10 protein-coding genes and 1 pseudogene are annotated in these 14,261 nt (G+C 71.4%); 5 read left to right on the top strand and 6 right to left on the bottom strand.

Going from position 1 to position 14,261, the window contains the following annotated elements; translation table 11 throughout:
* Positions 1 to 25: 25 nt before the first annotated feature.
* The gene (locus tag VNW53_RS13735; protein WP_325556259.1) at positions 26 to 226 is read right to left on the bottom strand and encodes a hypothetical protein; all 201 of its coding nucleotides are present in this window, start codon (positions 224 to 226) and stop codon (positions 26 to 28) included.
* A gap of 398 nt (positions 227 to 624) precedes the next feature.
* On the opposite strand from VNW53_RS13735, the gene VNW53_RS13730 reads away from it, so the two are divergent.
* From VNW53_RS13730 to VNW53_RS13715, 4 genes are all read left to right on the top strand, one after another.
* A complete protein-coding gene (locus VNW53_RS13730; RefSeq protein ID WP_325556257.1) occupies positions 625 to 1,557 on the top strand; it encodes a cell wall hydrolase in 933 nt (310 codons plus the stop codon).
* Between the two features lie 89 nt (positions 1,558 to 1,646).
* Positions 1,647 to 3,398, top strand: coding sequence for a c-type cytochrome (locus VNW53_RS13725; RefSeq protein ID WP_325556255.1), 1,752 nt, complete (start codon positions 1,647 to 1,649; stop codon positions 3,396 to 3,398).
* 104 nt (positions 3,399 to 3,502) lie between these two features.
* Entirely contained in the window at positions 3,503 to 5,113 is a 1,611-nt protein-coding gene (locus VNW53_RS13720; RefSeq protein WP_325556254.1) for an MDR family MFS transporter, read from the top strand.
* A 106-nt stretch (positions 5,114 to 5,219) separates the two neighbouring features.
* Positions 5,220 to 7,067 carry a response regulator gene (locus VNW53_RS13715; RefSeq protein WP_325556252.1) on the top strand — a complete coding sequence of 616 codons (1,848 nt, stop codon included), beginning with the start codon at positions 5,220 to 5,222 and terminating at the stop codon, positions 7,065 to 7,067.
* Between the two features lie 2 nt (positions 7,068 to 7,069).
* Here VNW53_RS13715 and nadC read toward each other — a convergent pair whose 3' ends face one another.
* From nadC to VNW53_RS13695, 4 genes are all read right to left on the bottom strand, one after another.
* Positions 7,070 to 7,915, bottom strand: a complete 846-nt coding sequence (gene nadC / locus VNW53_RS13710; RefSeq protein ID WP_325556250.1) for a carboxylating nicotinate-nucleotide diphosphorylase — start codon at positions 7,913 to 7,915, stop codon at positions 7,070 to 7,072.
* Entirely contained in the window at positions 7,912 to 9,435 is a 1,524-nt protein-coding gene (locus VNW53_RS13705; protein WP_325556248.1) for an L-aspartate oxidase, read from the bottom strand. The genes nadC and VNW53_RS13705 overlap by 4 nt, the downstream gene beginning before the upstream one ends.
* Positions 9,435 to 10,520 carry a quinolinate synthase NadA gene (gene nadA, locus VNW53_RS13700; protein ID WP_325556246.1) on the bottom strand — a complete coding sequence of 362 codons (1,086 nt, stop codon included), beginning with the start codon at positions 10,518 to 10,520 and terminating at the stop codon, positions 9,435 to 9,437. Before nadA ends, VNW53_RS13705 begins: the two co-directional genes overlap by 1 nt.
* Before the next feature lie 146 nt (positions 10,521 to 10,666).
* Positions 10,667 to 12,658, bottom strand: coding sequence for an ATP-binding protein (locus VNW53_RS13695; RefSeq protein WP_325556245.1), 1,992 nt, complete (start codon positions 12,656 to 12,658; stop codon positions 10,667 to 10,669).
* Positions 12,659 to 12,909: 251 nt separating this feature from the next.
* Here VNW53_RS13695 and VNW53_RS13690 point away from each other — a divergent pair, with 251 nt between their 5' ends.
* Entirely contained in the window at positions 12,910 to 14,055 is a 1,146-nt protein-coding gene (locus tag VNW53_RS13690) for a cell wall hydrolase (protein WP_325556244.1), read from the top strand.
* Here the strand turns inward: VNW53_RS13690 and VNW53_RS13685 are convergent.
* A pseudogene (locus VNW53_RS13685) lies at positions 14,052 to 14,261 on the bottom strand (hypothetical protein); the annotation flags it as partial. The gene VNW53_RS13690 and the pseudogene VNW53_RS13685 sit on opposite strands and share 4 nt — an antisense overlap.

The raw sequence follows: 14,261 nt of genomic DNA, 5'->3' as shown, positions 1-14,261 counted from the left end.
CGCCGCCGTGGCGGCGAGGCGGACCCTAGCTGTGCGGCTTGCTGGAATCCTCCTGCACGTGGCCGGCCACGGCGCCGGCCGCGCCACCCACCACGGCGCCCACCGGACCGGCGACCACCGCGCCGCCGACAGCGCCGGCCGCGGCCTTCTGCTCGGTGGTGGTGCTGCAGGCGCCGAGCGCCATCAGGCCCGCGGCGACGACGAACAGGCTAAGCGTCTTGCGCATGTCGAACTCTCCACTCCACGGATGTCGGCGAGACAAACGGAACGGCGCCGCTTCGGTTCCGGGCTCGCCACGATTGCGCCCGAGCAAGGCCCAAGATTGGCCCGTGATTTGCGGTGAGAAACCCCGACGGTTCAGAAGGGAACAACCCACGCCGGGAAGCTCAGCTTTGGTTGCACTGCAATAGAAGCTTGCCAAAACGGCCGAAGTTGTTCATACCCTCTTTACCAATTGCCGTCGCCCACCCCCAACGAGTCCCGGGTGGGCCTGCCAGCGGTCACTGCCAGCAAGAGCAGGGGCGATCGCGGCGACAATGTCGGGGGGCCAGAGTCGCCCTCGCCGTGTAGGACACGTTTGTTTTGTTTGCAGGAACGCAGGCCAGCGCCGATCGGCGCGGGCTGATGAGCGCCGCTTTGATGGGCTCCGGAATCGGCCTGGCCCTGGGCGCGACCTATCTGATCGGCGGCCTGGCTCCGGCCATCGGCGATCACCACCGGGCGGTTCGGATCGCGCAAGCGGCCGGCGGCGCCTTCTCGGAAACCATGTTGCAGCGCGAGATGGATCTCATGGATCCGGCCGCCCTGCGCCTGGCCCGGGCGCACGACGCCTTCGCCGCCGACGCGCAGCCCGACGTCGCCCAGGCCTGGCCGTCGCGCCCCGACGAGCGGGCGCCGGTCGGCCGGCGGGTCACGCCCCTGGACAGCGCCCGCGAGCTCGATTGCCTGACCCAGGCGGTCTATTTCGAGGCCCGCGGCGAGACCCTGCGGGGCCAGGCCGCGGTGGCCCAGGTGGTGCTGAACCGGGTCGCCAACCCCAGCTTCCCCAAGACCGTCTGCGGCGTCGTCTTCCAGGGCGTGGCCACCCACGGCTGCCAGTTCAGCTTCGCCTGCGACGGCTCCATGCGCCATGGCCGCGAGGCCGACGCCTGGGACCGCGCCCGCCAGGTGGCCGAGCGCGCGCTCTCCGGCGTGCGGGTGGCCAACATCGGGGCGGCGACCCACTTCCACACCATCGACGTCCAGCCGGACTGGGGGCCGCAGATGCTGCGCGTCGCCCAGGTGGGCCTGCACGTCTTCTACCGTTTCAATCCGCACGCGCCGCTGAACCGGCCGGACGACCGTGGCCTGCTGGCCGGCCTGCCGGTCGTGCCGGGGGCCAACCTGCGCCTGGCCACCGCCGTCCTGGAAAAGGCCTCCGACGTGACGGTCGCCGCCGCCGCCGGCCTGGCCCCGTCCGCGTCTGCGCAAGAGGCCAAGGCCGCCGCGACCAAGGCCACTGACGCTTCCGCCAAGGCGGCCGACACGGCGGCGCCGCAGCAGCCCGCCGAATCCTGACCGCCGCGGCGGGGGAAATCGCCTTGGACGGGCCGCCGCGCCCTGGATAGAACCACCGCATAACGCTTCGGCGGCGGAGGAACGGCGGAATGACCCAGCGGGCGGGCGATCGGAAGCGGGCTTTGTGGCCGGCGGCCCTGGGGCTCGCCGCCGCCGTGGCGGCGGCCGGGGCGGGCGCGCTCGCCGTCCAGGCCCAGCCCAGGACTCCGGCGTCGGGCGGGCCGGCCTGCCCTGGCGGCGATGCGGGCATCACGCTTCCGCCCGGCTTCTGCGCCACCGTCTTCGCCGACAACCTGGGGAATGTGCGCCACATCGCCGTGGCCGCCGACGGGACGCTTTACGCCAACACCTGGAACGGCTCGTCCTACTTCCCGCGCAGCACGCCGGCGCCTGACGGCTTCCTGATCGCGCTGCAGGACACGCGCCATGAAGGCAAGGCTGACAGGATCACCCATTTCGGCCAGACGCCGGCCGAAGGCTCCAAGGGCGGCACCGGCATCGGGCTCTACAAGGGCTTCGTCTACGCCGAGATGAACGACAAGATCGTCCGCTATCCGCTGGCGGCCGGCTCCGCGGTTCCCGCGGACAAGCCCGAGGTGGTGGTTTCGGGCATGCCGCTGGGCGGCGACCACCCGATGCATCCCTTCGCCATCAACGCCAAGGGCCAGATGTTCGTCGACATGGGCACGGCGACCAACGCCTGCCAGCCGCGCAACCGCGTGGCCGGCGTGCCGGGCGCCCAGCCCTGTGACGAGCTGATCACCCGCGGCGGGACTTGGCTCTATTCCGCCGACAAGCTGGGCCAGGCCTTCTCGCCGGCCGAGCGCTACGCCACCGGCATCCGCAACGGCATGGGCCTGGCGTTCGACGGCGCAGGGCGCCTGTTCGCGACCCAGCACGGCCGCGACCAGCTCCTGCAGAACTGGCCCAAGCTCTACCCCGACGCCAAGATGGCCACCGAGCTTCCGTCCGAAGAGCTGATGATGGTCCGGCAGGGCGGCGATTACGGCTGGCCCTTCTGCTACTACGACAACTTCCAGAGGAAGCTGGTGCTGGCGCCGGAATACGCAGGCGACGGCGGCAAGGCGGTCGGCGTCTGCGCGAGCAAGATCCCGCCGGTTGCGGCCTTCCCGGCGCACTGGGCGCCCAATGACCTGCAGATCTACGGCGGCAAGGCCTTCCCCGCGGCCTATCAAGGCGGCGCTTTCATCGCCTTCCACGGCTCGTGGAACCGAGCGCCTGCGGCGCAGGACGGCTTCAACGTGGTCTTCCAGCCCCTGAAGGACGGCAAGGCCTCGGGGAACTACGTGGTCTTCGCCGACGGCTTCGCCGGGCCGAACAAGGCCTCGGGCAAGGCGGTCTTCCGGCCCAGCGGCCTGGCGGTCGGACCCGACGGCGCCCTCTACATCTCCGACGACGTGAAGGGCCGCATCTGGCGGGTGACCTACCAGGGCCCGGTGAGCGCCCCGGCCACCGGCGCGCCGGCGCCCACCTACGCCCAGCCCGCGGCGCCGGCCGCCGGCCCCGGCGCCCTGCCTGTGCCGCCGGGCGCGACCGCCGAGCAGGTCGCCAAGGGCATGGCGCTCTTCCAGGGCGGCAGTTGCGGCGCGTGTCACGGCAAGGACGCTGCCGGCGGATCGATCGGCCCGCCCTTGACCACCGGCAGTCCGCTCTGGACCGACGGCAGTCTGGCGCAGATCACCGACCTGATCTCGAAGGGCGTTCCCGCGCCCAAGCAATACCGCAGCCCGATGCCGCCGATGGGCGGGGCGCAGCTCTCGCCTGACGACCTGGCGGCGGTGAGCGCCTACGTCTGGGCCGTCGGCCACCAGCCGAAATAGCCGCGCCGCGCGGCGCGGCCGGGTTCTATGGCGCCGCGGTTGTCGCGCCCGGTGGCATACCTGGGTTATGAATCCGGGGAACCGGCGTTGGGGGGCGCGAGACCGTGAGCACGACAGAATTCACTGAGGTCGAGAAGCGGGTCACGCTCTGGGGCGTCGCCATCGTCTTCCTGCTGTCGGCGCTCGACCAGACGATCGTGGCCACGGCCATGCCGCGGATCATCTCCGAGCTGAACGGCCTGGCGCTCTACAGTTGGGTGACCACGGCCTACCTGCTGTCGTCCACGGTGATGGTGCCGATCTGGGGCAAGCTGGGCGACCTGTTCGGAAGGAAGCCTGTGCTGCTGGCCGGGATCCTGTTCTTCCTGGCGGGTTCGTGGCTCTCGGGGCTGTCCGGAGAGTTCGGGTCGTTGCCGCTGATCGGCGGCGGCATGGTGCAGCTGATCGTTTTCCGCGCCCTCCAGGGGATCGGCGGCGGGGCGTTGTTCACCACGGCCTTCGCGATCATCGGCGACCTCTATCCGCCGCGGGAGCGGGGCAAGATCGGCGGCATGTTCGGGGCGGTGTTCGGGCTTGCCAGCACCATCGGCCCGCTGATCGGCGGCTATTTCACCGACCACGGCACGGTCACCCTTGCCGGGCATGTGGTGGCCGGCTGGCGGTGGGTCTTCTACATCAACCTGCCGCTGTCGATCCTGTCGCTCTTCATGATCATCGTGAAGATGCCGAAGATGTCCCACCAGGCGAAGGGCAAGATCGACTTCATCGGCGCGGCCCTGATCATCGCCACCGTGGTTCCACTGCTGCTGGCGCTGACCTTCGGCGGCCACCAGTATCCCTGGGGCTCGCCCACCGTGCTGGGCCTGTTCGGCGGTTCGGCGGCGGGCCTGCTGCTCTACATCGTCAACGAGCGGTTCGCCTCGGACCCGATCCTGCCGTTGGAGCTGTTCAAGAACCGGGTGTTCTCCACCGCCAACCTGGCGGGCTTCCTGGTCTCCATGGCGTTCATGAGCACGGTGGCGTTCCTGCCGCTCTTCCAGCAACTGGGGCAGGGCGTGGCGGCCACCACCAGCGGCCTTGCGCAGCTTCCGCTGATGGTCGGCATCTTCGGCTCCTCGATCCTTTGCGGACAACTGGTCAGCAAGACCGGCAAGTACCGGGCCCTGATGATCGGCGGCCTGGTCGTGACCTTCGCCGGCATCTGGCTGCTCAGCCGCATGCACGCTGACACCTCCCGGCCCGATCTGGCCTGGCGGATGCTGGTGCTGGGGATCGGCCTGGGGCCGGGCCAGAGCCTGTTCGGCCTGGCCATCCAGAACGCCATGCCGCTCGACAAGCTGGGCGTGGTGACCTCGTCCAGCCAGTTCTTCCGCCAGATCGGCTCCACCATGGGCGTGGCGATCTTCGGCGCCTTCCTGACTGCAAACCTCAACTCCGGACTGGGCAAGATCATGCCCGGCGTGGACGTGGGCAAGCTGCGCGCCATGGGCGCCGGCGCACACGCGGGCGCCGCGCCGGCCCTGCCGACCTTCGTCAAGGTGATCATCTCCGACGCGATCACCCACGTCTTCGCCCTGGGCCTCTATGTGGTGGTCGTGGCCTTTCTGGTGACGCTCCTGATCCCCAACGTGCCCATGCGCGACCGAAGCCTGATGGGCGCCCAGGCGTCCAAGAAGGACGACGAGACCGTCATCCCCGCCGAGGCGCACCTGTAGGGGGTCTCCGCCTAGGTAGTTGTCCGATGACCGAATGCCGCACGCATCCTGGCGGGGGCGTTAAGCCGGCGTGGTTAAGGGTCGGGCGCGACACCGGAGGCGATGAATGCGCAGGACCAGCCGCGGGACATTTCGCGAGCTAGTGACGGGCCTCGGCGCCCTGGTGCTCGCGGTCGTCGTCCAGGCCGCGATCGTCTGGTCGACCATCGACCGCCTCGAGGCGCTGGACACGGCTGACGACGAGGCTCGCTCGGAGCTCATGCACTACGGCGCGATGCTTGAGGCCCTGCAGGAGCAGGAATCCGGGTTATCGGGCTTCGCGCTCCGCGGGCATCCCGGGTACCTGCAAATCTACGAGCGCGCCCGCCAGCGGTTCGAGGCTGGAATACCGCGCATGATCTCTCAAGCGGCGGACGATCCGCTCTTCATGCGCCGACGGGTCGAGGACGTAATTCAACAGGCCAGGACCTGGACCGAGACGGTTGCAAAGCCGCAGATCGTGGCCGCTCGGGCTGGCGACGGCCGGCGCGACGGACCGGCTGGAGAGGCGCAGTTAGACGCCATCCGCGACGACTTCGCTGTTCTGCGCCATGAAGAATTGAGCCTGGTTGACGCCCGCGACGGACAGTGGGGGGCGGCCATCTGGAAGAGCCGGCTCACCCTGCTTCTGGGTTCCGGCGCTGCGCTGGCCTTCGCCATGGTCATCGCGGTCCGGTCCCTGCGGCGGTTGATCCAGCAACAGCGGGCCGCGCACGCCGCGGCGGCCCGGCTGGCCGACGCCCTGGAACGCGCGCACGCCGCCGAGCGCGCCAAGACCGTGTTCCTGTCCAACATGAGCCACGAGATGCGCACCCCGCTCAACGGCGTGGCGGGGATGGCCGAGGCGCTGGCGCGGACGGACCTTTCGCCTGACCAGCGAAATCTTCTGGGCGTGATCCGCGACTCGGCGGCGACGCTCGACGGATTGATCGGGGACCTGCTGACGCTTTCGCGGGGAACGGCCGAGACGCGCCCGCTGGACCGGCGCTGCTTTGGGCTGGGCGAGACCGTCCGACACCTGGCCGCCGAGCATCGACCCCCGGCGGACCTGAAGGGACTTAGGCTCGAAACACTGATCGATCCTCAGGCGGAACGCAGCGTGACCGGCGACGTCGCGCGCCTGGAGCAGCTCTTGAGCTGCCTGCTGTCCAACGCCGTCAAGTTCACCGACCGGGGCCATGTCCGCCTGGTCGTCGAGGCGCTCGGCGGCGCGCGATACCGCTTCGAGGTGGCCGACACCGGCGTCGGCTTCGACCAGGCGCGCAAGGCCGAACTGTTCGAGACCTTCTCGCAGTCCGACGACAGTTCTACCCGGCGGCACGGCGGGGCCGGGCTCGGCCTGGCGCTGGCGCGCAGGCTGGCGAGCGAACTGGGCGGCCGGCTGGATTGCCGTTCGGCGCCCGGGGAAGGGTCGGTCTTCGCCCTCGAGATCGAGCTGCCAGCGGACGCCGAGGGCGGCGGCGGCGCGGCGGCGGACACCGGTCCCGCCGCGGCGCCGGCGGACGCGGCCCCCCTTCGCATCCTGGTGGTCGACGATCATCCGACCAATCGCAAGGTGCTGGAGTTGATCCTCGACCAGCTCGGCGTCGAATGGGTCTCCGTCGAAGACGGCCAGCAGGCGGTGGACGTGGCCGCGGTCCAGGGTTTCGCCGCGATCCTGATGGACATCCAGATGCCGGTCATGGACGGCCTCACCGCCACGCGCGAGATCCGGCGCCAGGAACGGGCCTCGGGCCGCGCGGCGGTCCCGGTCATCATCGTGTCCGCCAACGGCGAACCGGAACATGTGCAGGCCGGCCGCGCCGCGGGCGCCCAGGCGCACCTGCCCAAGCCGGTCAGCGCGGAGATTCTCGCCAAGGCCCTGAACGCCGTGCTGGCCACGCCCGAAACCAGGGCGCGATCCGCCGCGGCCTGAGGTCAGGCGGCGTCCAGGCCGATGTCGAGCACGGCGGCCGAGTGCGTGAGGGCGCCGACGCTGATCACGTCGACCCCGGTTTCGGCGATGGCGCGCGCGGTCTTCAGGGTCACCCCGCCGGAGGCCTCCAGCGCCGCGCGGCCGGCGGCGCGGCGCACCGCCTCGGCCAGGTCGTCCAGGCTGAAGTTGTCGAGCATGACCACGTCGGGGCCGTACTTGAGGGCCTCCTCGAGCTGGTCCAGACCGTCGATTTCCACCTCCACCTTCATCAGGTGGCCGGCCGCGGCCTTGGCGCGGCGCACGGCCTCGCCGACCGATCCGCAGGCGGCGATGTGGTTGTCCTTGATCAGGATCGCGTCATCCAGGCCGAAGCGGTGGTTCGTCCCGCCGCCGCAACGCACCGCGTACTTCTCCAGGGCGCGCAGGCCTGGGGTGGTCTTGCGGGTGTCGACGATGATCGCGCCAGTCCCCTCGACGGCGTCCACATAGGCCCGGGTCAGGCTGGCGACGCCGGACAGCCGGCCGAGCAGGTTCAGGCCCACGCGCTCGGCGCCCAGCAGGGCGCGCGCGTTGGCGTCGACCCAGGCGAGCTTGTCGCCGGCGCCCACGCGGGCCCCGTCTTCGACGACGGCCTTGAAGTCCGCGGTCGGGTCCAGCGCGGCTATGGCCAGGCGCGCGCAGGCGAGGCCCGCGACGACCCCACCCTGGCGGCTGGCGAACACCGCCCGCAGCCGCGCTTCGGCCGGGACGCAGGCCTGGGAGGTGACGTCGCCCGCCCGCCCCAAGTCTTCCTGCAAGGCCGCCTGGACGAGGGGCGCGATCAGCAAATCCGGCAGAGGCTCGGTCATTCGGCGGCGTGCTTCCAGGCGGCGGGCGGCAGATCCGGCCAGCGGATGAAGGTCCGCCGGGGGACCGCGTCTATGGCGGTCGCGTCGCTGCGGAAGTGGCCGCCGCGGCTTTCGGCGCGGGCCAGGGCCGAGGCCGCCGCCAGGCGGGCGGCCACCAGGGCGGCGCTTCGGCCATGCTGGGTCGCCAGCGCCTCGATCTCGTCCAGCAGGCGGAGCAGGCCGTCGGCCGAGCGGATGACCCCGGCGTCCCGGCTCATCGCCCGGCGCAGGCTCTGCAGGGCTGCGGGCGGCAGGGACGGGGCGACCAGCCGAACCAGCCGCGCCGGTGCGGCCTCTGGCGCCGCGGCCGCCGCACGGCCGGCGCGGGCCCCGAACACCGCGGCCTCCAGCAGGGAGTTGGAGGCGAGGCGGTTGGCGCCGTGGGCCCCTGTGCTGGCGCATTCGCCCGCGGCGAAGAGGCCCGGCAGCGAGGTCGCGCCGTCGGCGTCCGTGGCGATCCCGCCCATGTGGTAGTGGCAGGCCGGCACGACCGGGATGGGCTGGACGCGGGGATCGACGCCGCCGGCCATGCAGGCGGCGAACACCGCGGGGAATTCCTCGGGGAAGTGCGCGCCCACCGCCTCGCGGGCGTCGAGGAAGGCCCCTCGTGCCGCCTGCCGCTCGGCATGGATCGCGCGGGCCACCACGTCGCGCGGCGCGAGTTCGGCGTCGGGGTGATAGCGGGCCATGAACCGCGCGCCGTCCGCGCCGACCAGCACCGCGCCTTCGCCCCGCAGAGCCTCAGTCGCCAGCGGCGCGGGATCGCGGCCGACGTCGATGGCGGTGGGGTGGAACTGCACGAACTCCGGATCGGCGATGACCGCGCCGGCGAGCGCCGCCAGCCCCAGGCCCTCGCCCATGAGCTCGGCCGGTGTGGTGGTCACTTCATAGAGGCCGCCGATCCCGCCGGTGGCGAGGATGGTGGCCGCCGCGGCGATCTCGACGAGGCGGCCGTCCTGTTCGCAGACCACGCCGCGGACCCGGCCGCCGGCGTCCTGCAGCAGGCCGCGCAGGCGATGGCCGGTGCGAACTTCGATGTGCGGTGCGGCCAGGACGGCGGCGATGACCGCGGCCATGATCGCCGCGCCCGCCTGGTCGCCCTTCACCCTGGCGACCCGAGGATAGGAGTGGGCCGCCTCCAGGCTCTGGGCGAAGGCGCCGTCGGCCGCGCGGTCGAAGGGCGCGCCGAGCCCGGCCAGGGCGCGGACCGCCGCGGGGCCCTCTTCGGTCAGCAGCCGCGCCACGGCCGGGTCAACAAGGCCCGCGCCGGCGGCGATGGTGTCCTGCGCGTGCCGTGCGGCGGTGTCGCCCTCGGACAAGGCCGCGGCCATGCCCCCCTGCGCCCAGGCCGATGAGCACCCCCGGTTGAGCGGCGCGTCGGTCAGCACCAGCGCCTTGCGCGGCGCGGCGGCCAGGGCGGCGGAGAGGCCCGCAAGGCCCGCGCCGACGATCAGCACCCCGTCGTGGGCGAGGCGCTGCATCAGATCAGCTCGACGTCGACGTGGTGGCGCGCCTTGACCAGGTCGTAGCGGGCGGGCGTGGCCGGCGGCGGCAGGTCGACCATCCGCTGCACCGCCAGGCGCGCGCGCTCGGCGATGGCGGGGGCCACGGTCACCTCGTGGCGGCCGTGCAGCAGGGTCTCGTAGATGTTTTCCAGGCTGATCCGCTTCATGTGCGGGCAGAGGTTGCACGGCCGCACGAACTCGGTGTCCGGGGCGTCGGCCGCGACGTTGTCGGCCATGGAGCATTCGGTGATCAGCACCACGCGCCTGGGCTTGCGGGTCAGCACATAGTCGTTCATCGCCGCGGTCGAGCCGGCGAAGTCGGACGCCGCGATCACCTCAGCGGGGCATTCGGGGTGGGCCAGCACCTCGGCGTCGGGATAGGCCTCGCGGACTTCGGCGATGTCGGCGGCGGTGAACCGCTCGTGCACCTCGCAGCGGCCCTGCCAGGCGATGATCTTGATGTCCGTCTGGCGCGCCACGTTGCGGGCCAGGTATTCGTCGGGGATCAGTATGACCCGGTCGGTCCCGAACAGCCGAGCGGCCTCCTCGACCACCTGCACGGCGTTGGCGGAGGTGCAGCAGATGTCGGTCTCGGCCTTCACCTCGGCGGTGGTGTTGACGTAGGTGACCACCGGCACGCCCGGATAGCGCTGCTTGATCAGCCGAACGTCGGCGCCGGTGATCGAGGCGGCCAGGCTGCAGCCGGCGCGCAGGTCGGGGATCAGCACGGTCTTGTCCGGGGACAGGATCTTCGAGGTCTCGGCCATGAAGTGCACGCCGGCCTGGACGATGATCTTGGCCTTGGACTTGGCGGCCTCCTTGGCCAGGCCCAGGCTGTCGCCGACGTAGTCGCCGACCCCGTGGAAGATCTCCGGCGTCATGTAGTTGTGCGCCAGGATCACCGCGTCCTTCTCGGCCTTCAGGCGGTTGATGGCCGCGATCAGCGGGGCCTGGGCCTGCCATTCCATCGGCGTGACGTGGCGCTGGACCTTTCGCCAGATCGGCGCGGTCTCGACCTCGACATCCGGCGTGAAGGCGAACTGGAACCCGTCGGCGGCCATGCGAGCCTCCTTATGCTCAATTTGAGCATTTCATCGGCCTAAAAAGACGCCAGACGAGACGATCGCTGGCGCTAGTTATGCTCAGTTCGAGCAAAACTGGTCAGGGAGATATAGACCCCCCGCGCGATTTCGCAAGTCACGGATTGCTACACGGTTTCGGGAGCCTTCCCCATGACGGCGTCGATGACCGCCGCCAGGGCTTCGGCCGGGTAGGGCTTGGTGAGCAGGGGCCAGGGCGCCTCGGCGGCGGCCCCCAGGGTCTCGCCGGTGTAGCCGGAGGTCAGGATCACCGGCAGGCCCGGCCGAAGGGCGACCGCGGCGCGGGCCAGCTCCACCCCGTTCATCCCGCCGGGCATGATCAGGTCGGTGAGCATCAGGTCGATGCCGTCCTTGCGCTGCAGAATCTCGATGGCCGGAGCGGCGGCCTCGGCGCGCAGCACCTCATGGCCCAGGTCGCAGAGCATCGCCTCGACCATCTCGCCGACGCTGGCGTCGTCCTCGACCAAGAGCACGCGCCGCGCCGGCCCGCGGGCGGTGGCGGCCGCTTCGGGCGAGGAGGCCGCGCGCGCCGCGTCGGCCTGCGCCAAGGGCAGGTAGACCCGCAAGGTCGCGCCCTTGCCCGGCGCGCTCTCGACGACAGCCGCCCCGCCGCTCTGGCGGGCGAAGCCATAGACCTGGCTCAGGCCCAGGCCGGTGCCGCGGCCGGGCTCCTTGGTGGTGAAGAAGGGTTCGAACACCCGGCTCGCCGTGTCGGCGTCCATGCCGACGCCGGTGTCGTGCACCGAGACGCAGAGATAGTCGCCGGGGGCCGCGTCCTCGGCCTCGCCGCCGGCGAGGACGCAGGCGTGGCTCTCCACCCGGATACCGCCGCCCGGCGGGGTCGCATCGCGGGCGTTGACCACCAGGTTCATCACGGCGGCCTCGAACTGGCTGGGGTCGATGCTGCAGACCGCGTGCGGAGCCCCCGGTTCGATGGTGAGGCTCACGGCCTCGCCCACCGCGCGGCGCAGCAAGGGTTCGCTCTCCGTCAGCAACTCGTCGACGCAGACCATCTCCGGCTTCAGGGCCTGGCGGCGCGAGAAGGCCAGGAGCTGCTGGGTCAGCCGCTCGCCGCGCTTGGCCGCCCCCTGCGCGGCCTCGATCATCCGGTCGCGCCGCGCCGCGTCGTCGGGATGCCGCTGGATCAGGTCGAGCGCCCCGATGATCACGGTGAGCAGGTTGTTGAAGTCGTGCGCCACCCCGCCGGTGAGCTGGCCCACCGCCTCCAGCTTCTGGGCGCGGCGCAGGGCCGCCTCGGCCTCGTCGCGCTCGCTGAGCGCGGCCTGGACCCGCTCGGCCAGGAGGTCGTTGATCCGGGTGAGGTCGGCCTGCGCGCGCTTGGCGTCGGAGATGTCGTAGCCGACGCCGATATAGCCGGTGTGTTCGCCGTCCGGCCCGAAGCGGCGCTGGGAATGCGAGCGGATCCAGGGATATTCGCCGTTGTGGCGGCGGTAGCGGGCCTCCCAGATGAAGTCGCCGCCGTCCGCGATGCTGCGGGCCTCCTCGGCCGCGATCCGGTCCAGGTCGTCGGGGTGGATCAGGGCGCGCCAGTCGAAGGCGATGGCCGTCTCGTAGTCGAGGCCCAGAAAGCTGAGGTAGGCGCGGTTCACGAACTCCCGCGTCCCGCTCAGGCTCGAAACCCACATCAGCACCGGCGCGCTGTCGGCCAAGGTGCGGAAACGGGCCTCCGTGGAGATCAGGTCGGCCTGGACCTTGGCTTCGGCGGCCTTGGACTCGTCGAGCTGCAGCAGGGTCTCGCGCAGGGCTTGCGCCACCAGGACCGTGGCGGCGCCGGACAGGGCGAACTGCAGGATGACCATGTCCCGCGACAGGCTGCTCGCCACCGGGGTGTTGCCGAAGTAGCCCATCAGCATGATGGCGACGAGCGAGCCCCAGCCCCAGCGCGGCCCCGCATAGAGGGTCGCGACGATGAACGCCGGAAAATAGGTCGCCGAAAGGCCCGTCGCGCTGTCGAAGCCGAGCATCAGGCCGCGGAGCAGGATCGCGCCGGCGAAGGCCACCGCCACGATCAGCGCGGCCTGCCACAGGGGCGGCGTGCGTCGCGGAAGGAAGCGGAGCGGCCACCCAGGCGTCGTCATGCGAACAGCTCTCTCCGGCACGCGAACTGCAAGCTGCGCCTGCGACGTCAGAATGGGAGCCCTGGCGGCGGGGCGCAACCGGGGATATGACGCTGGGCCGCCGCGGGAACCGTCCCGTTCCGGCGCCGCTTGTTCATGCTGTGGCCGAGTTGCGGCCTAACCCGGGATGAAATCCTGGGTTCAGGTTCGAGGGGCTGAGACAGGGAAGAGACAAGATCCGCAGGGCTCTCGACAGATGGCGCCGCGCCGGCTTGGCGGCGGCCTTGGCCGGCATGGCGCTCTGCGCCTGCCAGCCGGGGGCCCAGCGCGCCTCCACGTCGGCCAAGGCGCCGGACGCCCACGCCCTGGCCGCCCAGGGCCTGTCGGACCCCGCCCTGATCGCCGCGACCGCCAACCTCGACCCCGGCGTTCGCGACATCGCGCGCCGCCACGACCCGGCCTTGCGCCGCCCCGACCTTTGGGGCCGGCCCCTGGGCTGGGCCAACCTCGACCTGCGCCAGGTTCCGGACCTCGGGTTTTCCACCCAGGAAGGGGAGGGCGCGGTCGCGGTCAACAACCTGCGCCCCTTCGCCGGCCTGCCGATCCGCCCCATGCGGCCCTTCGTGCTGAAGGCCGACGCCGACGACAGCGCACGCGCCCTGCACTGCATGACCCAGGCGATCTACTATGAGGCCGCGCGCGAGCCGGTGAAGGGCCAGCAGGCGGTGGCCCAGGTCGTGCTGAACCGGGTGCGCCACCCGGCCTATCCGAAGTCGATCTGCGGCGTGGTCTACCAGGGCTCGGCGCGCCCCACCGGTTGCCAGTTCACCTTCACCTGCGACGGGGCGCTGCGCTGGCAGCCGCAGGCGACCCTCTGGCGCCAATCGCAGGACGTGGCCCGGCGCGCCCTGGCCGGCTTCGTGGACAAGGAAGTGGGCTCGGCGACCCACTATCACGCGGCCTATGTGGTGCCCTACTGGGCGCCCACGCTGGTTAAGATGACCCAGGTCGGCCAGCACATCTTCTATCGCTGGACCGGCCCGTGGGGCGAGCCTCCGGCCTTCAGCGGCCGCTATGAGGGCCGCGAGTCCGACCTGTCCCCGCAACTTCTGGCCAGCCTCGATCCGCGGACCCAGGGCTTCCTGGCGCCGCAGGCCCAGGGCGTCCCGGCCGAGCGTAAGATCACCCTGGCCGTGGCCGGGGAGGTGCGCACCTACAACGTCATCGATCCGACCACCGCCACCGGCGAGCGCACGCGGGTGATGGGGGTGCTCTACGCCCCGCGCCGGCAGCCCACCCCGGACGAGGTCAAGCGCATCAACGACAGCCTGGCGGCGATGGAAAAGGGCATGGACGCCTCGGCCTCCGCGCCGGTGAAGCCCCCGGCCGCCGCCCCCAAGGGGCCCGGCGAGAACTAGGCTGCGCCGAAGGCGTCCGGATAGGCGACGCTGAGAGGGGCTGAAAACGCACCCTCCTCAAGGGCGAGAGCCTGGAAGGCGGGCAGCCCCCGATAGGGGGCCACGACGCCCCGCGCCTCGTCCGCCGAGAAGCCGAAACGCCCATAGTAGGCGGGGTCGCCCAGCACCAGGAGGCCGTGGCAGCCGAACTCCCGCGCGCACTCCAG

The sequence above is a fragment of the Phenylobacterium sp. genome, from assembly GCF_035569475.1.
GTDB lineage: Bacteria > Pseudomonadota > Alphaproteobacteria > Caulobacterales > Caulobacteraceae > Phenylobacterium.
Note: the sequence above shows the minus strand (reverse complement) of the source record. Positions and strands in the feature narration are given on the sequence as shown.